Origin of the sequence: Mycolicibacterium sp. TUM20985 (assembly GCF_030295745.1) — a bacterium.
Lineage (GTDB): Bacteria > Actinomycetota > Actinomycetes > Mycobacteriales > Mycobacteriaceae > Mycobacterium.
The window spans coordinates 3,151,906-3,172,985 of the sequence record NZ_AP027291.1 but is presented as its reverse complement, the minus strand read 5'-3'; the positions used below and the strand labels follow the sequence as shown (position 1 = coordinate 3,172,985).

Annotated in this window: 19 protein-coding genes; 10 read left to right on the top strand and 9 right to left on the bottom strand. The window is 67.4% G+C overall.

What is annotated here, in order from left to right; translation table 11 throughout:
- Positions 1 to 23: 23 nt before the first annotated feature.
- Positions 24 to 578 carry a hypothetical protein gene (locus QUE68_RS15545; protein ID WP_284226964.1) on the bottom strand — a complete coding sequence of 185 codons (555 nt, stop codon included), beginning with the start codon at positions 576 to 578 and terminating at the stop codon, positions 24 to 26.
- Positions 579 to 708: 130 nt separating this feature from the next.
- Entirely contained in the window at positions 709 to 924 is a 216-nt protein-coding gene (locus QUE68_RS15540; protein ID WP_284226963.1) for an RNA-binding S4 domain-containing protein, read from the bottom strand.
- 32 nt (positions 925 to 956) lie between these two features.
- On the opposite strand from QUE68_RS15540, the gene QUE68_RS15535 reads away from it, so the two are divergent.
- Positions 957 to 2,321, top strand: coding sequence for a DNA polymerase IV (locus QUE68_RS15535; RefSeq protein WP_284235896.1), 1,365 nt, complete (start codon positions 957 to 959; stop codon positions 2,319 to 2,321).
- Here QUE68_RS15535 and QUE68_RS15530 read toward each other — a convergent pair.
- The gene (locus QUE68_RS15530) at positions 2,303 to 3,214 is read right to left on the bottom strand and encodes an asparaginase (protein ID WP_284235900.1); all 912 of its coding nucleotides are present in this window, start codon (positions 3,212 to 3,214) and stop codon (positions 2,303 to 2,305) included. The genes QUE68_RS15535 and QUE68_RS15530 overlap by 19 nt on opposite strands.
- A gap of 73 nt (positions 3,215 to 3,287) precedes the next feature.
- On the opposite strand from QUE68_RS15530, the gene lspA reads away from it, so the two are divergent.
- From lspA to dnaE, 7 genes are read left to right on the top strand one after another with little or no spacing between them, the layout of a single operon-like run.
- Positions 3,288 to 3,896 (top strand): signal peptidase II, encoded by a 609-nt coding sequence (gene lspA, locus QUE68_RS15525; protein ID WP_284226960.1) that lies wholly within the window; start codon positions 3,288 to 3,290, stop codon positions 3,894 to 3,896.
- Entirely contained in the window at positions 3,896 to 4,825 is a 930-nt protein-coding gene (locus tag QUE68_RS15520) for an RluA family pseudouridine synthase (RefSeq protein ID WP_284226958.1), read from the top strand. The genes lspA and QUE68_RS15520 overlap by 1 nt, the downstream gene beginning before the upstream one ends.
- Entirely contained in the window at positions 4,822 to 5,763 is a 942-nt protein-coding gene (gene rarD / locus QUE68_RS15515; RefSeq protein WP_284226956.1) for an EamA family transporter RarD, read from the top strand. The genes QUE68_RS15520 and rarD overlap by 4 nt, the downstream gene beginning before the upstream one ends.
- A gap of 45 nt (positions 5,764 to 5,808) precedes the next feature.
- Positions 5,809 to 6,186: a YciI family protein gene (locus tag QUE68_RS15510; protein WP_284235902.1), complete on the top strand. Its 378-nt coding sequence runs from the start codon at positions 5,809 to 5,811 to the stop codon at positions 6,184 to 6,186.
- Positions 6,171 to 7,403, top strand: coding sequence for an RNA polymerase sigma factor (locus QUE68_RS15505; protein ID WP_454786506.1), 1,233 nt, complete (start codon positions 6,171 to 6,173; stop codon positions 7,401 to 7,403). The genes QUE68_RS15510 and QUE68_RS15505 overlap by 16 nt, the downstream gene beginning before the upstream one ends.
- Before the next feature lie 33 nt (positions 7,404 to 7,436).
- Positions 7,437 to 8,117: a TetR/AcrR family transcriptional regulator gene (locus QUE68_RS15500; RefSeq protein WP_284226954.1), complete on the top strand. Its 681-nt coding sequence runs from the start codon at positions 7,437 to 7,439 to the stop codon at positions 8,115 to 8,117.
- Positions 8,118 to 8,129: 12 nt separating this feature from the next.
- Positions 8,130 to 11,660: a DNA polymerase III subunit alpha gene (gene dnaE, locus QUE68_RS15495; RefSeq protein WP_284235903.1), complete on the top strand. Its 3,531-nt coding sequence runs from the start codon at positions 8,130 to 8,132 to the stop codon at positions 11,658 to 11,660.
- Here the strand turns inward: dnaE and QUE68_RS15490 are convergent.
- Positions 11,657 to 12,358 carry a hypothetical protein gene (locus QUE68_RS15490; protein ID WP_284236224.1) on the bottom strand — a complete coding sequence of 234 codons (702 nt, stop codon included), beginning with the start codon at positions 12,356 to 12,358 and terminating at the stop codon, positions 11,657 to 11,659. The genes dnaE and QUE68_RS15490 overlap by 4 nt on opposite strands.
- Positions 12,359 to 12,447: 89 nt before the next feature.
- Between QUE68_RS15490 and QUE68_RS15485 the strand changes: the two genes are divergently transcribed.
- Complete coding sequence (locus tag QUE68_RS15485) at positions 12,448 to 12,834, top strand: SRPBCC family protein (protein WP_284235904.1); 387 nt, start codon at positions 12,448 to 12,450, stop codon at positions 12,832 to 12,834.
- On the opposite strand, the gene QUE68_RS15480 is transcribed toward QUE68_RS15485, so the two are convergent.
- Positions 12,831 to 13,028, bottom strand: a complete 198-nt coding sequence (locus tag QUE68_RS15480) for a hypothetical protein (RefSeq protein WP_284226951.1) — start codon at positions 13,026 to 13,028, stop codon at positions 12,831 to 12,833. The two genes, QUE68_RS15485 and QUE68_RS15480, sit on opposite strands and share 4 nt — an antisense overlap.
- Before the next feature lie 143 nt (positions 13,029 to 13,171).
- Between QUE68_RS15480 and ilvA the strand changes: the two genes are divergently transcribed.
- Positions 13,172 to 14,467 (top strand): threonine ammonia-lyase IlvA, encoded by a 1,296-nt coding sequence (ilvA, locus tag QUE68_RS15475; RefSeq protein WP_284226950.1) that lies wholly within the window; start codon positions 13,172 to 13,174, stop codon positions 14,465 to 14,467.
- Here ilvA and QUE68_RS15470 read toward each other — a convergent pair.
- From QUE68_RS15470 to glgX, 4 genes are all read right to left on the bottom strand, one after another.
- Positions 14,464 to 14,895: a hypothetical protein gene (locus QUE68_RS15470; RefSeq protein ID WP_286274122.1), complete on the bottom strand. Its 432-nt coding sequence runs from the start codon at positions 14,893 to 14,895 to the stop codon at positions 14,464 to 14,466. The genes ilvA and QUE68_RS15470 overlap by 4 nt on opposite strands.
- 65 nt (positions 14,896 to 14,960) lie before the next feature.
- Positions 14,961 to 16,694: a malto-oligosyltrehalose trehalohydrolase gene (gene treZ / locus QUE68_RS15465; protein ID WP_284235905.1), complete on the bottom strand. Its 1,734-nt coding sequence runs from the start codon at positions 16,692 to 16,694 to the stop codon at positions 14,961 to 14,963.
- Positions 16,687 to 18,945: a malto-oligosyltrehalose synthase gene (treY, locus tag QUE68_RS15460; protein ID WP_284235906.1), complete on the bottom strand. Its 2,259-nt coding sequence runs from the start codon at positions 18,943 to 18,945 to the stop codon at positions 16,687 to 16,689. Before treY ends, treZ begins: the two co-directional genes overlap by 8 nt.
- A gap of 3 nt (positions 18,946 to 18,948) precedes the next feature.
- A complete protein-coding gene (gene glgX / locus QUE68_RS15455) occupies positions 18,949 to 21,078 on the bottom strand; it encodes a glycogen debranching protein GlgX (RefSeq protein WP_286274121.1) in 2,130 nt (709 codons plus the stop codon).
- Positions 21,079 to 21,080: the final 2 nt, after the last annotated feature.

Below are 21,080 nucleotides of genomic sequence, written 5' to 3'. Positions count from 1 at the left end.
GACTTTGGCGACGAAATGGCCCGTCAGATGAACGGAATTCCGGGGGTCAGGTCCGGTGGCGGGGGCAGGCCGAGGGGGTTCAGCGGGTTGATCGACGGCGGCGGTGGCAATTGCGGTGCGGGCAGTGCAGCCAGATTCGGCAACGCTGCCTGAGGTGCCGAGAAACCACCGATCTGCGGTTGCAGGGCCACGTTCAGATTGGGCACCAGGCCGAGGCCGAGGCTGGGCAGGACCACGTCGGGCAGGTTGACGGTGCCGAGTGACGGAATGCCGCCCGACAACCCGCCCAAGCTGCCCAAACCGCCGCCACCACCAGCCAGCGAGGGCGGCGCCGGAAGCGCCTGCAGCTGCTTGCTGATGCCGGCCACCAGGTCGACGCACTGCCTGTTCTCTTCGTCGACGATGGTGCCGTCGGGGCAGTTGAGCCCCTTGGCGCCAGGGCTGCAGGAGTCGCCGACGGCACACTCGTCGGCGTGACCGATCGCCGGAACCACCAGGGCTGAGAACGCCATCGGCGCAAGCGTCATGGTCGCACCAGATGCCAGCGCAAGCAGTACGCGTTTGATTTGGACGGTCATGTTGAATCCCTTGAAAAATTAGCGCGCAGAAAACGAATGAATCCGAGTGTAGACAATTGTCCGGTCAGTGCCTACCGCACTGCGAATTCAGTCGATCGAAATGATTCACCGAGCACCCGCCCCTCGCAGGTCACCCGCGGGCGACGCGGGCCGACGACGCGCCGATCGACACCGTGTCCCCGGGATGGAGTTGGCGTCCGCGCCGCAATTCGACCTCGCCGTTGACGGTCACCGCGCCGTCCGCGATGGCCGCCTTGGCGTCCGAACCGCTGTCGAGCAGATCGGCCAGCTTCAGGAACTGGCCCAACCGGATCGATTCGTCGCCTATCGGCACCTCCTGAACCATGTGCGTCAGGCTAGCGTCCTAGCATCGCCATCATGGACGGGCGCTGGGTCCTGCACTTCGACATGGATGCGTTCTTCGCCTCCGTCGAGCAGTTGACGCGACCCACCCTGCGCGGACGACCCGTACTCGTCGGCGGACTGGGCGGCAGGGGTGTCGTCGCGGGCGCCAGCTACGAGGCACGGGTCTACGGCGCGAAGTCGGCGATGCCCATGCATCAGGCGCGCCGTCTGATCGGTACCTCCGCGGTCGTGCTGCCACCACGGGGCGTCGTGTACGGGGTGGCCAGTGGACGGGTGCTCGACGCCGTCCGCGCGAAGGTGCCCGTGCTCGAGCAACTGTCGTTCGACGAGGCGTTCGGCGAGCCCGGCGAGCTCGTCGGGGCCGACGCCAGCGACGTCGTGCGGTTCTGCGAGGAGTTGCGTGCCCACGTGCGTCACGAGACCGGTCTGATCGCGTCCGTGGGTGCGGGCTCGGGCAAGCAGCTCGCCAAGATCGCCTCGGGCCTGGCCAAGCCCGACGGTATCCGCGTCGTCCGTCGTGACGAGGAACGCGACCTGCTGGCCGGGCTGCCGGTACGCCGGTTGTGGGGCATCGGGCCGGTCGCCGAGGAGAAATTGCACCGGTTGGGCATCGACACGGTGGGGGCGCTGGCCGCGCTGAGTGGGACGGAGGCCGCCGACATCCTGGGCGGCACCCTCGGGCCCGCGCTGCACCTGCTGGCTCAGGGCATCGACGACCGACCGGTCGCAGAACGCTTGAGCGCCAAGCAGATCAGCGCCGAGTCGACGTTCGCGGAGGATCTGCGGACGCTGGATCAGTTGCGTGACGCGACCGGTCCGATCGGTGAGCACGCTCATCAGCGCCTCGAGCGCGACGGCCGGGGCGCGCGCACCGTCACGGTGAAACTGAAGAAGTCCGACATGAGCACCCTCACGCGGTCCGCGACGCTGCCCTACGCCACCGCCGACGCGACCACGCTGATCGGCACCGCGCGTCGGCTGCTGCTCGATCCGGTGGACATCGGACCGGTCCGTCTCATCGGCGTGGGATTCTCGGGTCTGTCGGACGTCCTCCAGGAATCGCTGTTCCCGGACCTCGATCAGAACCTCGACGCGTCGGACAGTCATCAGACCGGCCCGGTCGACAAGCCGCCCGAGCCGGTCTCGAGCTGGCGCATCGGTGACGACGTCGTGCATTCGAGTCTGGGGCACGGGTGGGTGCAGGGCGCCGGGCACGGCGTCATGACCGTGCGCTTCGAGTCCCGCGCGAGCGGACCGGGGCAGGCGCACACCATGCCGCACGACAGCCCTCGCGTCGCGCGGGCGAACCCGGTCGACAGCCTGGACTGGCCGGAGTACGTCGAGGGGCTGACCGCGACCTACGAGGGCGCTCCGTAGGCACCGAACACGTCCGCGGCGGATCGGCCGGACGCCAGCGCGGCCATCAGCAGCACCCTGGCCTGCGGCGGGGCCAGCCGGGGTGCCACCACGGCACCTTCGTCGACCAGCATGCGGCCCGGCCCGTACCCGACCGTCACGCGCGCGCCGGGCACCCGGGTGGAGATCACGACCACGATCCCCGCCGCGCACGCCCGGCGCACGCCGTCGATGACCGCGGCGGTGGCGTTCCCGGAGCCGAGCGACTCCAGCACGATGCCCTTGGCGCCCGCCGCGACGCAGGCGTCGATGGCCACCGCATCGCTCCCGGCGTACGTCGCGACGACGTCGACACGGGGTCCATGGGCGGCGGACAGATCGCCGAACCAGACCCGCTGCCGTGCGGTCGCCGCCACCTCGACGCCGACGAAGCCCGTGCCGGTCTTGGTCAGCCCCAGCGGCTGCCACACCGTGCCGCCGAGGGTGACGACCACGCCCATCTTCCGGGCCTCGGAGCGGATGGCCAGAGCCACCGCGTCGCGGAGGTTGGCGGGGCCGTCGGCATCCACGGCGTCTGCGCTGCGCATGGCGCCGGTGAGCACGACGGGCACATCATCGTCATACGTCAGGTCCAGCCAGAGCGCCGTCTCCTCCATGGTGTCGGTGCCATGGGTGAGCACGACGCCGTCCGCCCCGTCCGCGGCCGCCGACCTCACCGCCGCGGTCATCAGGTCCCAGTCCGTCGGCACGAGCTGCGAACTGTCCACCGCCATCAGATCGACCACGTCGATGTCGGCCGCGGTGTCGAGGCCCGCCGTCAGGTCGTCGCCGGACCGAGTGGGCCGCGCGACGCCGTCGACGCCGGTGCTGGTGGCGATGGTGCCGCCGGTGGTGATGACGACGACGCGGCTCACCTGCAGTCGATTCGCTCGCGGACTTCGCTCATGCGGCGATTGTTCACCACGAGGCCTTTGGGATGATGGTCGAGTGACTGATGAAACGACGGGGTCGGCCGAGCCCGTGACCGCGGGCGACGAGACCGATCCGCCGCCGCCGCGGCGCCGACTGCGCCTGTTGCTCTCGGTCGCCGGCGTCGTCCTTCTCCTCGACGTCGTGACCAAGGTGCTCGCGGTCAAGCTGCTGACGCCCCAACAGCCGGTGTCGATCATCGGTGACACCGTGACCTGGACGTTGGTGCGGAACTCCGGTGCTGCCTTCTCGATGGGCACCAGCTACACCTGGGTGCTCACGCTGGTCGCCACCGGCGTCGTCATCGGCATCATCTGGATGGGGCGACGACTGGTGTCACCGTGGTGGGCGCTGGGCCTCGGCATGATCCTCGGCGGGGCGCTGGGCAACCTCGTCGACCGGTTCTTCCGATCGCCGGGGCCGCTGCGTGGCCACGTGGTCGACTTCCTCTCGATCGGGTGGTGGCCGGTGTTCAACGTGGCCGATCCCGCGGTCGTCGGCGGGGCGATCCTGCTGGTGGGGCTGTCACTGTTCGGGTTCGACTTCGATACCGACCGCAGGCGCACGTCCGCCGAGGCAACGGAATCCACGCCGATCGAGGTAGCCGAAGATACCGAGCGCGACTGATGACCACCCGGTCCATGCCGGTTCCGGAGGGGCTTGCGGGGATGCGCGTCGACGCGGGACTGGCGCGCCTGCTCGGTCTGTCCAGGACCGCCGCCGCGGCACTCGCCGAAGACGGTGGCGTCGATCTCGACGGGGCGCCGGTCGGCAAGTCGGAGCGGCTGGTGGCCGGCGCATGGCTGGAGGTACGTCTACCGGAAGCACCTGCGCCACTGGACAATCCGCCCGTCGACATCGAGGGCATGGACATCCTCTACGCGGATGACGACATCGTCGCCGTCGACAAGCCCGCCGGAGTCGCCGCGCATGCATCGGTCGGGTGGAGTGGGCCGACGGTCCTTGGCGGGCTGGCCGCCGCGGGTTTCCGGATCACGACCTCCGGGGTACCAGAGCGCAAGGGCATCGTGCAGCGGCTCGACGTCGGAACCTCGGGGGTGATGGTGGTGGCGATTTCCGAGCACGCCTATACGGTGCTCAAGCGCGCGTTCAAGGAACGGACCGTGGACAAGCGCTATCACGCCCTCGTCCAGGGGCACCCCGATCCGTCCAGCGGCACCATCGAGGCACCCATCGGTCGCCATCGAAGCAACGACTGGAAGTTCGCCGTCTCCGAGGGCGGGCGGCACAGCGTCACGCACTACGACACCGTGGAGGCGTTCGCTGCGGCCAGCCTGCTCGACGTGCACCTGGAAACCGGCCGCACGCATCAGATCCGGGTGCACTTCTCCGCGCTACACCACCCATGCTGTGGTGACCTCACCTACGGCGCCGATCCGACCCTGGCGAACAAGCTGGGGCTGGAACGCCAGTGGCTGCACGCCCGCTACCTGGCCTTCGCCCATCCCGCCGACGGACGTCGAGTCGAGATCACCAGCCCGTACCCGGCTGACCTCCAACACGCGCTGGACGTGCTGCGCCACCACGACTCGTGACCGGCGCGACCGATGCCGCGTCCCGCCGCCGGTCCGGGGTCCTGGCCGGCGTCGGGGCCTACGTCTGGTGGGGCCTGTGTCCCGGCTTCTTTCCGCTGCTGCTTCCGGCCGGTTCGCTGGAGGTTCTTGCCCACCGGATCCTGTGGAGTGCGCTGAGCCTGTTCCTGGTGCTCGTCGTGGCGCGTCGGCTGGGGGACCTGCGCAGGCTCAGCGCCCGCACCTGGTTGCTACTGCTGGCGGCGTCGGCCCTGATCTCGGTGAACTGGGGCATCTACATCTGGGCGGCCACCAACGGGCACGTCGTCGACGCGGCACTGGGGTACTTCATCAATCCGCTGGTCACCGTGGCGATCGGCGTAATCGTCTTCCGCGAACGCCTCGGGCGCTGGCAGCTGGCGGCCCTGGTGCTCGCCGTGGTCGCGGTGGTGGTGCTGACGGCCGAGGTGGGTGCGCCGCCATACATCGCGGTCGGGCTCGCCGCGTCGTTCGCGCTGTACGGGCTGGTCAAGAAGGTGGTGGTGGCGGACCCGCGGGTGAGCGTCGCCGTGGAGACGTTCCTGGCGTTGCCGTTGGCCGGTGGCTATCTGATCGCGCTGCAACTGCTGGGCCACGGGCACTTCATCGGCTACGGCACGGGGCACACCATTCTGCTGATGCTGGCGGGGCCCGTGACCGCGGTGCCGCTGCTGTTGTTCGCTGCGGGGGCGCAGCGCCTGCCGATGATCACCATGGGCCTGTTGTTCTACTTGAATCCGGCGCTGCAGATGGCATGGGGCGTCCTGATCGGGCACGAGCCGATGCCGGTGGGTCGCTGGGTCGGCTTCGGGTTGATCTGGGTCGCCCTTGCGGTGATGACTGCCAGTTCCCTCGGCAGGAAGTCGGCAGCCCCTGGCGCCGAAGGGGTCGAAACGGCGGCGTCTGAATCGTCATCACGGTGACGAGTTCGACATGAGCCCGCGACGACACGACACGAGGACGACACCATGCGCTACTGCCTGCTGATGCACTACGAAGAGGGATCGTCGATCGGGCTGACCGACGAGGACATGGCCCCGGCGATGGCGGCCTTCGCCGCCTACGCCGACGACTTGTCGGAGGCAGGGGTCCTGATCACCTCGGAGGTGCTCGACGCTGTGGCGAGCACCACGACGGTGACGTCGCGTACCGGTGTGGCGGAGATCCAGGACGGCCCGTTCGCCGATACCAAGGAGAAGCTCGGCGGCATCTTCGTCATCGAAGTGGCGAATCTCGACGAAGCGTTGACGTGGGCCAAGCGGAATCCGGCCAACGGCTGGGGTGTGATCGAGATCCGCCCGGTAACGCGTACGTATGCCGCCGGTCGCGGGTGGTACGAGCCCTGACCAAGCAGCAGTCGGCGGTGGCGGCGGCCGTCGCGGCGGTGACGAGGAGCTCCTACGGGCGGCTCCTGGCCCTGCTGGCCGCTCCCAGCCGGGACATCGCGTCCGCAGAGGACGCGTTGGCCGACGCGTTCGAGCGGGCCCTGATCCACTGGCAAGCCGACGGCATTCCCCGAAACCCCGAGGCGTGGATCCTGACTGTAGCCCGCAACCGACAACGCGACCAGCAGAGATCGGCGGGCCATCGCTTGACCGATCCGCTGGATGGGATCGATTGGGCCGCAGACGAACCCGAGCTGGCCGCTGTTCCTGACCGCCGGCTGGAACTGATGTTGGTCTGCGCGCACCCGGCGATCGACCCAGCGGTGCGGACGCCGTTGATGTTGCAGACCGTGCTGGGGGTGGACTCGGCCACGATCGCCAAGGCCTTCGCCGTCACACCCGCCGCGATGGCGCAACGCCTGGTCCGGGCCAAGAGGCGGATCCGGGCCGCCGGAATCCCGTTCGTGGTCCCCCGCCGGGAGGATCTCGCCGAGCGCCTGCCCGCTGTGTTGGAGGCCGTGTACGGCGCGTACGCGATCGACCGGGACGCCAACCCCGACGCGGCGCCTGCCGAGGCGTTGTCCGCGGAGGCCATGCACTTGGCGATGACGGTGGCCGAGCTGTTGCCGGGCGAACCCGAGGCATTGGGTCTGGCCGCCTTGATCTGCCTTGCCGAGGCGCGCCGCGCCGCGCGAATCGGCGCTGACGGTTCCTTCGTCCCGCTGGACGACCAGGACCCGGCCCGATGGGACCGCACGCTGATCGCCGGCGGCGAGGAGATGTTGCGGCGGGCGCACGGCTTCGGTCGGCCCGGTCGGTTTCAGTACGAGGCAGCCATCCAGTCCGCGCACTGCCGCCGCGCGTTCGCGCCGCCGGTTGACCCCGTCACGCTGCGATTGCTCTATCGCGCACTGGTTTTGGTCGCGCCCTCACTCGGCGCCTTGGTTGCACTGGCGGCACTGGACGGTGACATCGACGGACCACCGGCGGGCTTGCGGAGCCTCGACGCGCTCGATGCCGAGCACTTTCAGCCGGCCTGGGTGGTGCGCGCCCACCTCCTCGAACACGCCGGGCGGACGGAGGAGTCCGCGGCGGCCTACCGCACCGCCATCGAACTGACGGCGGACCCGCGCGTCGCAGAGTATCTGATCAGACGTTTGCCGAACGCGAGCAGTTGACCGAACTCTGGCAATGCAATACCGTTTGCCAGCATGTCTCAGTGCGATGATCGGCCGATCGCGGTCGCCCGTCGACGAGGACGCCCCGTCAACTCCGACTCCGCGGAGACGCGCAACCGGATCCTGCGCGCCTCACGTCTGGTCATCAACGAACGCGGCTATCAGGCCGCCACCTTTCAGTCCATCTCCGTGCGCGCCGGCCTCAGTCGCCCGACCCTGCACTACTACTTCGCCTCGCGGCTGGAGATCTACCAAACGCTCATCGACGACTCGGCGGGACTCATCGCCGATCTGATGGCCCGGGCACGTCAGCCGAGGACGCTGGCCGAGCAGTTCGCCGCCCTGGTGGCGGCGCTTCGCGACGCCGACGCCGTCGATCGGTCACAGGTGGCGTTCCTGGTGAGCGCCCGTCTGGAGTCCACCAGAAACCCGGAACTGCGGGCCTATGCGGGCTTCGGTGTCCAGGACTGCCTCCGCGAGCTCGTCCAGGGCGCGAAGGACCGCGGTGAACTGGCCACCGACACCGCCATCGGGCCGGTCGTCGAGGTGTTGCACTCGATGTTCCTGGGCGTCGGCTTCTACGCCGGTTTCGTCACCGACCCGGCCGACCTCGGTCTGGTCACCGGGCAACTCGACCGCACGGTGTCACGCGGATTGCCCACCCGTCGCGACACGAAAGCCGACACGCCGAGCGCCGTCGGAGGTCGGCCATAGACTGACGGCCCTATGAGCAAGTCGTTCGTGCACCTGCACAATCACACCGAATACTCGATGCTCGACGGTGCCGCGAAGGTCAAGCCCATGTTCGCCGAGGCCCAGCGCCTCGAGATGCCCGCGATGGGCATGACCGACCACGGAAACATGTTCGGCGCCAGTGAGTTCTACAACGCATCGGTCGAGTTCGGCATCAAGCCGATCATCGGCGTCGAGGCGTACATCGCCCCGGCATCGAGGTTCGACACCAAGCGCGTGCTCTGGGGTGATCCCAGCCAGAAGTCCGACGATGTCTCCGGTAGCGGCGCCTACACCCACATGACGATGGTCGCCGAGAACGCGACGGGTCTGCGCAACCTCTTCCGGCTGTCCTCGCTCGCGTCGTTCGAGGGCCAGCTCGGCAAGTGGTCGCGGATGGACGCCGAGATCATCGCGGAGAACGCCTCGGGCATCATCGCCACCACGGGTTGCCCGTCGGGCGAGGTGCAGACCCGGCTGCGGCTCGGCCACACCCGCGAGGCGTTGGAGTCGGCGGCCAAGTGGCGCGACATCTTCGGGCCGGAGAACTACTTCCTCGAGCTGATGGACCACGGCATCGAGATCGAACGGCGCGTCCGCGAGGGGCTGCTGGAGGTCGGCAACAAGCTCGGCATCCCGCCGCTGGCCACCAACGACTGCCACTACGTGACGCGCGAAGCCGCCCACAATCACGAAGCCCTGCTGTGCGTGCAGACCGCGAAGACGCTGACCGATCCGACGCGGTTCAAGTTCGACGGCGACGGCTACTACCTCAAGTCCGCGGCTGAGATGCGCAAGATGTGGGACGACCAGGTGCCCGGTGCCTGCGACTCCACGCTGCTGATCGCCGAGCGGGTGCAGTCGTATGCCGACGTGTGGGCGCCCCGTGACCGGATGCCGGTGTTCCCCGTTCCCGAGGGTCACGATCAGGCGTCCTGGCTGGCGCACGAGGTGGCTGCCGGCCTGGCCCGTCGCTTTCCGGATGGGGTGCCCCAGGAGTACGTCGACCGCGCCGAGTTCGAGAGCAAGGTCATCTGCGACAAGGGTTACCCGTCGTACTTCCTCATCGTTGCCGACCTGATCAACTACGCGCGCTCGGTCGACATCAGGGTGGGGCCGGGCCGTGGCTCGGCGGCGGGTTCGCTGGTGGCCTGGGCGCTGACGATCACCAACATCGACCCCATCAAGTACGGCCTGCTGTTCGAGCGCTTCCTCAACCCCGAGCGTGCGTCGATGCCCGATATCGACATCGACTTCGACGACCGTCGGCGCGGTGAGATGGTGCGCTATGCCGCCGACAAGTGGGGCAGCGACCGGGTGGCTCAGGTCATCACGTTCGGCACCATCAAGACCAAGGCGGCACTGAAGGATTCGGCGCGCGTGCACTACGGGCAGCCCGGCTTCGCGATCGCCGACCGGATAGCCAAGGCGCTGCCCCCGCCGATCATGGCCAAGGACATCCCGCTGTCGGGGATCACCGATCCGACCCACGAGCGGTACAAGGAAGCCGCCGAGGTGCGCAGCCTGATCGAGACGGATCGGGACGTGCAAACCATCTACGAGACGGCTCGCGGCCTCGAGGGTCTGGTCCGCAACGCGGGTGTGCACGCCTGCGCCGTGATCATGAGCAGCGAGCCCCTCGTCAACGCGATCCCGCTGTGGAAGCGGCCGCAGGATGGTGCCGTCATCACCGGGTGGGACTACCCGTCGTGTGAGGCCATCGGCCTGTTGAAGATGGACTTCCTCGGTCTGCGCAACCTGACGATCATCGGCGACGCACTGCAGAACATCAGTGCCAACCGTGGCATCGAGCTGGATCTGGACGACGTGCCGCTGGACGATCCGGCCACCTTCGAACTGCTCGGTCGCGGGGACACGCTCGGCGTGTTCCAGCTCGATGGCGGGCCCATGCGGGACCTGCTCCGGCGCATGCAGCCCACCGGCTTCGAGGACGTCGTCGCCGTGATTGCGCTATACCGGCCCGGTCCCATGGGCGTCAACGCGCACAACGACTACGCCGACCGCAAGAACGCCCGACAAGCCATCAAACCGATCCACCCGGAGCTGGAAGAGCCGCTGCGCGAAATTCTCTCGGAGACTTACGGTTTGATCGTCTACCAAGAGCAGATCATGCGCATCGCGCAGAAGGTGGCGGGTTACTCTCTCGCCCGAGCCGACATCCTGCGCAAGGCCATGGGCAAGAAGAAGCGCGAAGTGCTCGACAAGGAGTACGAGGGTTTCTCCGAGGGCATGAAGAGCAACGGCTTTTCCGCCGCAGCCGTCAAGGCCCTCTGGGATACGGTGCTGCCGTTCGCCGACTACGCGTTCAACAAGTCGCACGCCGCCGGCTACGGGCTGGTGTCATATTGGACGGCGTACCTCAAGGCGAACTTCCCGGCCGAGTACATGGCGGGCCTGCTGACCTCGGTCGGGGACGACAAGGACAAGGCGGCGGTGTACCTGGCGGACTGCCGCAGGCTCGGCATCACCGTGCTGCCGCCCGACGTCAACGAGTCGGAATTGAACTTCGCCTCGGTCGGTGTCGACATTCGCTTCGGCTTGGGAGCCGTCCGCAACGTCGGAGCCAATGTCGTCGGCTCGCTGATCAACACGCGCAGCGCCAAGGGCAAGTACACCGACTTCTCCGACTACCTGAACAAGATCGACGTCACCGCTTGCAACAAGAAGGTGACGGAATCGTTGATCAAGGCCGGGGCGTTCGATTCGCTGGACCACTCCCGCAAGGGCCTGTTCCTCATCCACACGGATGCGGTCGACTCGGTGCTCGGCACCAAGAAGGCCGAGGCGATGGGCCAGTTCGACCTCTTCGGCGGCGCCGACACCGCGACCGATGCGGTGTTCGCCATCCGGGTGCCCGAGGACGAGTGGGAGGACAAGCACAAGCTCGCCCTCGAGCGGGAGATGTTGGGCCTCTACGTATCCGGCCATCCGCTCAACGGCGTCGCCCACCTCCTGGCGGCGCAGGTCGACACCCCAATCCCGGCGATCCTCGACGGCGACGTGCCCAACGAGGCGCAGGTCCGGGTCGGCGGCATCCTGGCGTCCGTGAACCGGCGGGTGAACAAGAACGGAATGCCTTGGGCCTCAGCGCAATTGGAGGATCTCACCGGTGGCATCGAGGTGATGTTCTTCCCGCACACGTACTCGACGTTCGGAGCGGACATCGCCGACGACACGGTGGTGATCATCAGCGCAAAGGTGAACTCGCGCGACGATCGGCTGTCACTGATCGCGAACGACCTCGTGGTGCCCGACTTCTCGAGCGCTCAGGCGGATCGGCCCGTGGCCGTGAGTCTGCCGACCCGCCAGTGCACCGTCGAGAAGGTGGGCGCGCTCAAGCAGGTACTCGCCAACCATCCCGGCACGTCGCAGGTGCGGTTGAGGCTGATCAGCGGCGACCGCATCACCACGCTCGAACTGGATCAGGCGCTGCGGGTGACGCCGTCCTCGGCATTGATGGGTGAGCTCAAGGCACTGCTGGGTCCCGGCTGCCTCGGCGGCTAACCCAACACGTTGACGGCGCGGGCGATGACCAGCGCGATCGTGGTCATCGAGACCAGCGACTGCACCGTCATCATGGCCTTGGCCCAGCGAGCCAACGGCATGGTGTCGGTGGGGGAGAAGGCCACCACGTTGGTGAAGCTCACGTATAGGTAGTCCACGAAGGTCGGACGCCAGTCCGGTCTGGCCTTGTCGGGATCGGTCATCTGTGGGAACAGGAAGTCGGGGTAGAAACGCTCCCCGGCGTGTCGGGCGAACGGGCCCCCGCGGTCGAGCTCCCAGTACCAGATGCCGAAGGCGATGACGTTGGTGACGAAGATCGCGACGCCGCCGCCGAGCAGCACGGCGGCATTGTTGCTCACCTCGCCGGTGAGGATGCGTTTGGCCAGGACGACGGCTGACGCGGTGTTGTCGACGGTGATCGCCGCCGTCAGGACGAGGCTGGCCCATCTCCCGATGGTGGTCGGCCGCGACAGTCGCACGGGGTTGATGAGGAGCATCACCACCAGCAGCAGCAACTCCATGATGATCAGCGGCCACCGCGGCAGCACCGTGTACTGCACCGGAATCGAGTGCTGGATGGCCATGGCCGCGAGGATCGCCAGCAAGACGGGCCAGCGGTTCTCCGGATCACCCGGCCGTAGCCAGGACGGCACCCGCCGCTCGGCGCCGACGGCGAGGTATTCGGCACGGTGCGCCAGGGCGTCGACCTCGGTGGGTCGATCGGATTCGGGCTCCTGGCGCGGGCGTTCTTCGGTCACCCACCCAGTGTGTCGGGCAGCATGGAGGAATGAGCGACGACACGACACTCGAGTCCCGCCACGTCAGCCAGTGGATCGCGGCGGAGGCGCCGGCCGTGTACGCGTTCGCCGTCGATCCCGGCAACCTGCCGCGGTGGGCGGCGGGGCTGGCCGATCCCACGCTGGCGGACGCCGAGGTTCGGTTCGCACCCCACAACGACTTCGGGGTCCTCGACCACGTGGTTCGGCTGCCCTCCGGCGAGGAGGTCTACAACCCGATGCGCGTCATCCCGGCGGGGACCGATAGGGGTGGGTGCGAAGTGGTGTTCACGTTACGACGGCTTGCCGGCGTCACGGATGCGGCGTTCGAGGCCGACGCCGCCTTGGTGGCGGCCGATCTCGAGACCTTGCGCCTGCTGGTGGAGGCGTCGAGCTAGACGTCCGAGCGGTCGAGCACGGCGTGGCCGAGCCCGATCAGCGCGGCGGCAGCAGCGGCGCTCAGCACGGCCGGGCCCGCGCTGGCGGTGAACAGCCCGACGGCGACGAACACCAAGATGCCGACCGCGAGCGCGAGCAGCTTGTGGGCAGGCCAAGGGACGTCTGCGATGCGGACTTCCGTCGACGTGGTCATGTGTTCACGATAGCTCGTAACCTTGATTTCGGCCAGCCGAAACCCTGATTGTGGATCGACGTGTCGGAATTACCTCGCGGGGTCCTCCCGCCCGGCACTCCACCCGTTTTCGCAGGACGAGTGGGGAGTGGCACCATTGATCGGTGTCCGCCGAACTGAGTCAGACCTCTCGTCGTCCCGCGCCGCTCGGCGCCTCGGACATCGACGCGGCCGCTCAGCGAATTTCGAAGGTGGTCTCCGTCAGCCCGCTGCAGTTCAGCGATCGACTGTCGGCCATGACGGGACTTCAGGTGTACCTCAAGCGGGAGGATCTGCAGGTCGTCCGCAGCTACAAGCTCCGCGGCGCCTACAACCTGCTGATGCAGCTGACGCCCGAGGAGATCGCGGCGGGCGTGGTCTGCTCGTCGGCGGGCAACCACGCCCAGGGGTTCGCGCTGGCCTGCCGTTCGATGAGGATCCACGGCCGTGTCTACGTGCCCGCCAAGACGCCGAAGCAGAAGCGGGACCGAATCCGCTATCACGGCGGCGAGTTCATCGAGTTGATCGTCGGCGGCGCGACCTATGACGTCGCCGCGGCGGCCGCCCTCGCCGACGTGGCCAGGACGGGGGCCACCCTCGTGCCGCCCTACGACGACCTGCGCACCATGGCCGGCCAGGGCACGATCGCGGTCGAGATCCTCGCGCAGTTGGACGCCGAACCGGACCTCGTCATCGTCCCCGTCGGAGGCGGAGGCTGCATCAGCGGCATCACCACCTATCTCGCGGAGCGGACCACCAGCACCTCGGTGCTGGGCGTGGAACCCGCAGGTGCGGCGGCGATGGTGGCGGCCCTGGCCAACGGCGAACCGGTCACCCTCGACCACGTCGACCAGTTCGTGGACGGCGCAGCGGTCGCGCGTGCCGGTGCGCTGCCGTTCGCGGTGCTGTCGGCCTCCGGGGACATGGTGTCGATCACCTCCGTCGACGAGGGGGCCGTATGCACGGCGATGCTCGATCTGTACCAGAACGAGGGCATCATCGCCGAGCCCGCGGGTGCGTTGTCGGTGGCGGCGCTGATGGAAGCGTGTTCGGAGGGCACCGTCGAGCCGGGATCGACTGTCGTGTGCCTGATCTCGGGCGGTAACAACGACGTGTCCCGGTACAACGAGGTTCTCGAACGCTCGCTGGTGCACCTCGGCCTCAAGCATTACTTCCTGGTCGACTTTCCTCAGGAGCCGGGCGCGCTGCGACGCTTCCTCGACGAGGTGCTCGGCCCGGGCGACGACGTCACCCTGTTCGAGTACGTCAAGCGCAACAACCGTGAGACCGGCGAGGCGCTGGTCGGCATCGAACTGGGGTCAGCGGCAGACTTCGAGGGTTTGATGGCCCGGATGCGCGCATCGGAGATGCACGTGGAGGCGTTGGAGCCGGGTTCGCCCGCCTACCGCTACCTGACCTAGGCGGGCTCCACCCGAACGAGATGCTCGTCGTTGGCGCGGAAGACCGGCTCGATGGGAACCCCGGCGTCGGCGGCGGCTCTGGTCAGAACCGACGACCACCACCGATCGGCAGTGGTGATGGCGCCGACGCCCGGTCTGGTGAGCAGGAAAGCCACGGTGGTACCAAGGGGGGACGTGGCCAGGATGTCCCGGAGGACCATGACGAGATCGCCGATCAGGTCGGGATCGGGCCGCGCAGGCAGCGGGATCTCACTGAGTACCTTGAGCATTCGGCGATCCGGACCCACGAAGACGAACTGCAGCAGGGATTCACGGAATCCCAGCGGTCCCATGAGCGCTCGCCATCTCTGCTGAAGGTCTGCGGGCGATCCGATGGGGTCGGTGGCGGTGTCGGTGGGCGGGATGGGGAGGAATTCTCGAGTCGTCATCCCACGAATGATCGGTGTTCCCGAGAATCGGTCGGCGAGTTGTCCACAGCACCGACCGTTGTGGATCAACCCTTGACAGCTCGCAGAATCGCAAACGAATGCCCCGGCAGCGTGGTCTCGTCGGTGATCGCGGGTTCGTCCGACGCCAACACCAATTCGCCGGAGACGGGCACGGTGACCGGGTCGGGGCCGACGTTGCACACGATGGCGAAGGCGCCGCGATGCAACGTGATCCAGCGCTGCGACTCGTCGTAGTCGACGCGCATGTGGTCGAGCCACGGGTCGGCCAGGTCAGGCTCGTCGTGGCGCAACGCGATTAGCGCGCGATACAGCTCGCGCAGTCGCGCGTGGTGGCCGGTGTCGACTTCGTCCCACTGCAGCTTGGATCGCGAGAACGTCTCGAGCTCCTGCGGATCGGGGATCTCGTCGGCATCCCAGCCGTGGTGGGCGAACTCCGCCTTGCGCCCTTCGGCGGTGGCCCGCGCCAGCTCCGGCTCCGGGTGCGAGGTGAAGAACTGGAACGGGCTCGACGACGCCCATTCCTCACCCATGAACAGCATCGCCGTATAGGGGGACGCGAGGACCAGCGCCGCCTTGACGGCGAGCTGCCCGAAGTCGAGGTTCTGCGACGGCCGGTCACCGATCGCACGGTTGCCCACCTGATCGTGATCGGAGGTGTAGGCGAGCAGACGGGTGGCGGGAATCGTCGCCGTGTCCAGGGGGCGGCCGTGTCGCCGACGCCGGAACGAAGAGTACGTGCCCGCGTGGAAGTAGCCGTTCTTCAGCGTGTCGGCCAAGGCCTCGAGCGTGCCGAAGTCGGAGTAATAGCCTTGGCGTTCACCCGATACCGCCGTGTGGATGGCGTGATGGATGTCGTCGTCCCACTGCGCGGTCATGCCGTACCCGCCCCGGTCGCGAGGCGTGATGAGGCGCGGGTCGTTCAGATCGCTCTCCGCGATCAGCGCCAGCGGACGACCCAATTGTGCTGCGAGCTCATCGGTTTCGGTCGACATCTCCTCGAGGATGTGGAACGCCGTGTGATCGGCCAGGGCGTGCACGGCGTCCAGCCGCAGACCGTCGGCGTGGAAGTCCCTCATCCAGCGCAGTGCGCAGTCGAGGATGTACCGACGGACCTCGTCCGCATCGGCGTCGGAGACGTTGATGCCCTGGCCCCAGCCGGTGTTGGCCTCGGTCAGGTAGGGCCCGTAGTTCGGCAGGTAGTTGCCCGACGGCCCGAGGTGGTTGAAGACCGCGTCGATGAGGACGCCGAGGCCGCGGGCATGGCAGGCGTCGATGAGTCGAGCCAAACCGTCCGGCCCACCGTAACTCTCCTGGACGCTGTACCAGAGCACACCGTCGTAGCCCCAGCCGCGCGTCCCGCTGAACGAGTTGACCGGCATCAGCTCGACCAGGTCCACGCCGAGATCCACCAGATAGTCCAGCTTTTCGATCGCGGAGTCGAACGTGCCGTTGGCGGTGAACGTGCCGACGTGCAGCTCGTAGATCACCGCGCCCTCGATCGACTTACCCGTCCAGCCGGAGTCGGTCCACGCCACCGTCGAGGGGTCCCACAACTGCGAGCGCTCGTGCACGCCGTCGGGTTGCCGCGGCGACCGGGGATCCGGGAGCACCGTGTCGTCGTCGTCGAGGACGAAGCCGTACCGGCTGTCCACGTGGGCGTCCAAGATGGCCCGCCACCAGCCGTCATCGGACGGCGTCATGGGGTGAAGGACGCCGTCGACGTCGAGCTGCACGCGCTCGGGTCTCGGTGCCCAGACGGCGAATTCGTGATCAGGCAAGGCGGCGCTCCAGAAGTGTTGCGGGCAGGTCGGCGAAGAGTTCGGCGGCATCGACCCGGCCGCCGAAGGTCCGGCCGGTCAGGCGGTCAACCCATTCACCGTCGGGCAGGATCAGCGAGGTATCGCCCCAACCGGTTTCGGAAAGCTGAACCGTCCAGCGCCGGACGGCGACGAGGACGTCGTCGGCGCGCACGAACGCGAGCAGGTGACGGGCGGCAGTGCCCTCGGCGAGTACGGGTGTGTAATCACCAGCAAGATAGCTATCGGGGCGCTCGGCGCGCGAGTGCAACGCCGCTGCGACGATGCGAATCTTGTCGTCGCTCAACGCAGTCAGCTCTCTGCGACGTGCTGGATAGTCGATTGCCCGGCGATTGTCGGGATCGACGAGGCTGTCATCCCAGAGCTCGGTGCCCTGATACACGTCCGGAATGCCGGGCACCGTCAGGGACAACAGCTTCTGCACCTGGGAGTCGCTCTGCGCGTGGCCGTCCAACTGGGCGACCAGGCCGCTCATCTCCACCCCGACCGGACCGTCGATCATTTCGTCCAGCCATCGGTGCACCGCGCCTTCGAACTCCTCGTCTGCCTCGTTCCAGCTGGTGTGGAGCGCTGCTTCCCTGATCGCCTTCTCCGCGTACGCGTGCAGCCGGGACCGCAACTCGTCGGTCACGACACCGTCCGCGGGCCACACGCCGAAGGCGTTCTGCCACAAGAAGGCTCCGGTGGCCGGGTCCGGCGGTGGGCTGATCGCAGTCCATGACTTCTGCAACTCGGTCCACAGGCCGGGCACCTGCGACAGCACGCCGATCCTGGCGCGCACATCCTCGCTGCGCTTCGTGTCATGGGTCGACAACGTGACCATCGCCGACGGCCAATAAGCCGCTCGCAACGCCGCACTGTGGTGGAACTCAGCGCCACTGACGCCGAAGCGATCCGGTTCGCCACCGACCTCGTTCAGGGACACCAGGCGGGCATCCCGGTAGAACAGGCAGTCCTCGACGGACTTGGCGGTCACCGCGCCGCACAATTGCTGGATCCTGGTGGCGGGTTCGACGTGGTTCAGAGCGGCGGCCACCACCTGCAGGGCCTCGCTGAGATCGGGCTCTGCCGCAGCGGTTTCGGCCAGCGCGGTCGGCATCACGGCAGCCAGGCCGCGATAGTCGGACCGATAGACCCCGATGTGTGACAGCAGGGCGGCCACGGCGTCGGGCAGTCGCGGGTGGTCCACCCCGACGGCCGCGACGATGGCCCGGCGGACGCGCGCAAGTTCACTGGCCAACGTCTCGGTGGCGGTGGCGACCTTCAGTTGGCGGATCGTCGCTTCTAGCGGCTCCGTCTCGCCCGCACCGGCCGGGTCGACCAGAACGCCGCCGATGTCCCGCAAGGCGTCGTAGCCCGTGGTTCCCTCGACCGGCAGAGAGGGTTCGAGGGTCTCGTCGGGTGCGAGGATCTTCTCGACGACGATCCACGCCTCGGGGCCGGCCAGTTCACGTAGCCATTCGAGATAGCCTGCGGGATCGGATAATCCGTCGGGATGGTCGATCCGAATACCGTCGACCAGGCCTTCGGTGAACCACCGCTTGACCTCGGCGTGGGTGGCGTCGAAGACGACCTTGTCCTCCTGGCGCAGTGCCGCCAATGACGTGATCGAGAAGAACCGACGGTAGCCACACACGTTGTGCCGCCAGCCGATCAGCTTGTAGTGCTGGCGCGCGTAGACCTCCTCGGCGGTCCCGGCACCGGTACCCGGAGCGATCGGCCACGCACGGTCACCGAGCCGCAGCAGGTCCCCGTCGACCACCAGGTCGTCGACGTCACCGTCGTCACCGAGGACCGGTAGGACGATCCGCTGCTCGGGGTCCAGCGTCCAGTCGATGTCGAAGTACGACCCGTAGCGCGACTCGCGGCCGTGGGTGAGCAGGTCCCACCACCAGGCGTTCTGTCGCGGGTCGTCGACACCCACGTGGTTGGGGACGATGTCGACGATGAGACCCATCCCACGCGCGCGCACCGCCGCCGACAGCCGGGCCAGGCCGTCGGCGCCACCGAGCGCCTCAGAGACCGTCGTCGGGTCGGTGACGTCGTAACCGTGGGTGGAGCCTTCGCCCGCCGTCAGGATGGGGGAGAGGTAGAGGTGGGACACGCCGAGGTCGTGGAGGTAGTCCACCTGCTCGAGCGCATCGGCGAAGGTGAACGCCTGCCCGCTCGCGGCGCCACGCATTTGCAACCTATATGTCGAGAGGATCGTCATGGGTCAGGCCGTCTTCCGTAGCACGATGATCGAGCGGCTCTGCACGACGAACGTCTCGCCGGCCTTCACCACCAGCACGCTGCTGCCAGTCGGTGTGGCGGAATCGATTTCGGCCGTCCACTCGTCCGCGTAGTCACCCTCGGCGGCCGTGAACTCGACGGGCGCGGGGTCCGCGTTGAAGCAGAGTAGGAAGGTGTCGTCGACCACGCGTTCGCCGCGGGCGTCCGGCGCGGGAATCGCGTCACCGTTGAGGAAGACGGCCACGCACTTGAACCCGGAGTTCCAGTCCTGGTCGGTCATCGGCACGCCGGCCTTGGTCAGCCAGGCGATGTCGCGGATGTCCTCGTCGCCGTTTCGGGTGAGCTTGCCGTCGAAGAACCGCCGGCGCCGGAACACGGGGTGGTCCTTGCGGAGTCCGGTCACCGTGCGCGCGAACGTCATCAGGTCTGCGTTGGTCTCGGCCAGCGTCCAGTCCATCCACGCGATCTCGGAGTCCTGGCAGTAGACGTTGTTGTTGCCGTGCTGGGTACGACCGAATTCGTCGCCGTGGCTGAGCATGGGCGTGCCCTGGCTCACCATCAAGGTGGCCAGGATGTTGCGCATCTGCTTGGCGCGCAGATCCAGGATCGCCTGATCCTCCGTGGGGCCCTCGACGCCGCAGTTCCACGACCGGTTGTGGCTCTCGCCGTCCCGGTTGTCCTCACCGTTGGCCTCGTTGTGCTTCTCGTTGTAGGACACCAGGTCCGCCAGCGTGAAGCCGTCGTGCGCGGTGACGAAGTTGATGCTCGCGCTCGGCCGCCGTCCGGTCGCCTCGTAGAGGTCGGACGACCCGGTCAGTCGTGAGGTGAATTCGTTGAGTGTTGCGGGTTCTCCCCGCCAGTAGTCACGCACAGTGTCGCGGTATTGCCCGTTCCACTCGGTCCACAAACCAGGGAAGTTTCCGACCTGATATCCGCCCTCGCCGATGTCCCACGGTTCGGCGATGAGCTTCACCTGACTGATCACCGGATCCTGCTGGACGAGGTCGAAGAACGCCGACAGTCGGTCGACGTCGTAGAACTCGCGCGCCAGCGTCGACGCCAGGTCGAAGCGGAACCCGTCGACGTGCATGTCGAGCACCCAGTACCTCAGCGAGTCCATGATCAGTTGCAGTGAGTGCGGGTGCCGGACGTTGAGGCTGTTGCCGGTACCGGTGAAGTCCTTGTAGAGCTTGAGGTCGCCGTCGAGCAGACGGTAATAGCCCGCGTTGTCGATACCGCGGAAGTTGATGGTGGGACCCAGGTGGTTGCCTTCTGCGGTGTGGTTGTAGACGACGTCGAGGATGACTTCGATACCCGCCTCGTGGAACGACCTGACCATGTTCTTGAATTCGGCGACGGCACCGCCCACGCTCGGGTTGGCCGCGTAGTCGTGGTGCGGGGCGAAGAACCCGAACGTGTTGTAGCCCCAGTAGTTTCGCAAGCCCAGGTCGAGCAGGCGGTGGTCGTGCATGAACTGGTGCACCGGCATCAGTTCGATTGCCGTGACGTTGAGCGACTTGAGGTGGTCGATGATCACCGGATGGCACAGCCCGGCGTAGGTGCCCCGTTGTTCCTCCGGAATCCGGGGATGGGTCTTGGTCATGCCCTTGACGTGTGCCTCGTAGATCACCGTCTCGTGGTACGGGGTGTTGGGCGCCCGATCGGAGCCCCAGTTGAAGAACGGGTTGATTACGACGCTGGTCATCGTGTGGCCGAGCGAATCCACCATCGGCGGGGTGCCACCCGAGGCGAGGTCGGCCGCCTCCAGATCGTAGGAGAACAGGGCCTGGCTGAAGTCGAAGTCACCGTGAAACGACTTGCCGTACGGATCGAGCAGCAGCTTGGACGGATCGCACCGGTGACCGGCGTTGGGCGCCCACGGACCGTACACCCGAAAGCCGTAGCGCTGCCCGGGCGTGACGGTGGGTAGATAGGCGTGCCAGACGTAACCGTCGACCTCGTCGAGATTGATTCGGTCCTCGCTGCCGTCCTTGCCGATCAGGCACAGTTCGACTCTGTCGGCCACCTCCGAGAACAATGAGAAGTTGGTTCCCGCACCGTCATAGGTGGCACCCAGCGGGTAGGCCGTTCCCGGCCAGATCGCAGAGACCACGG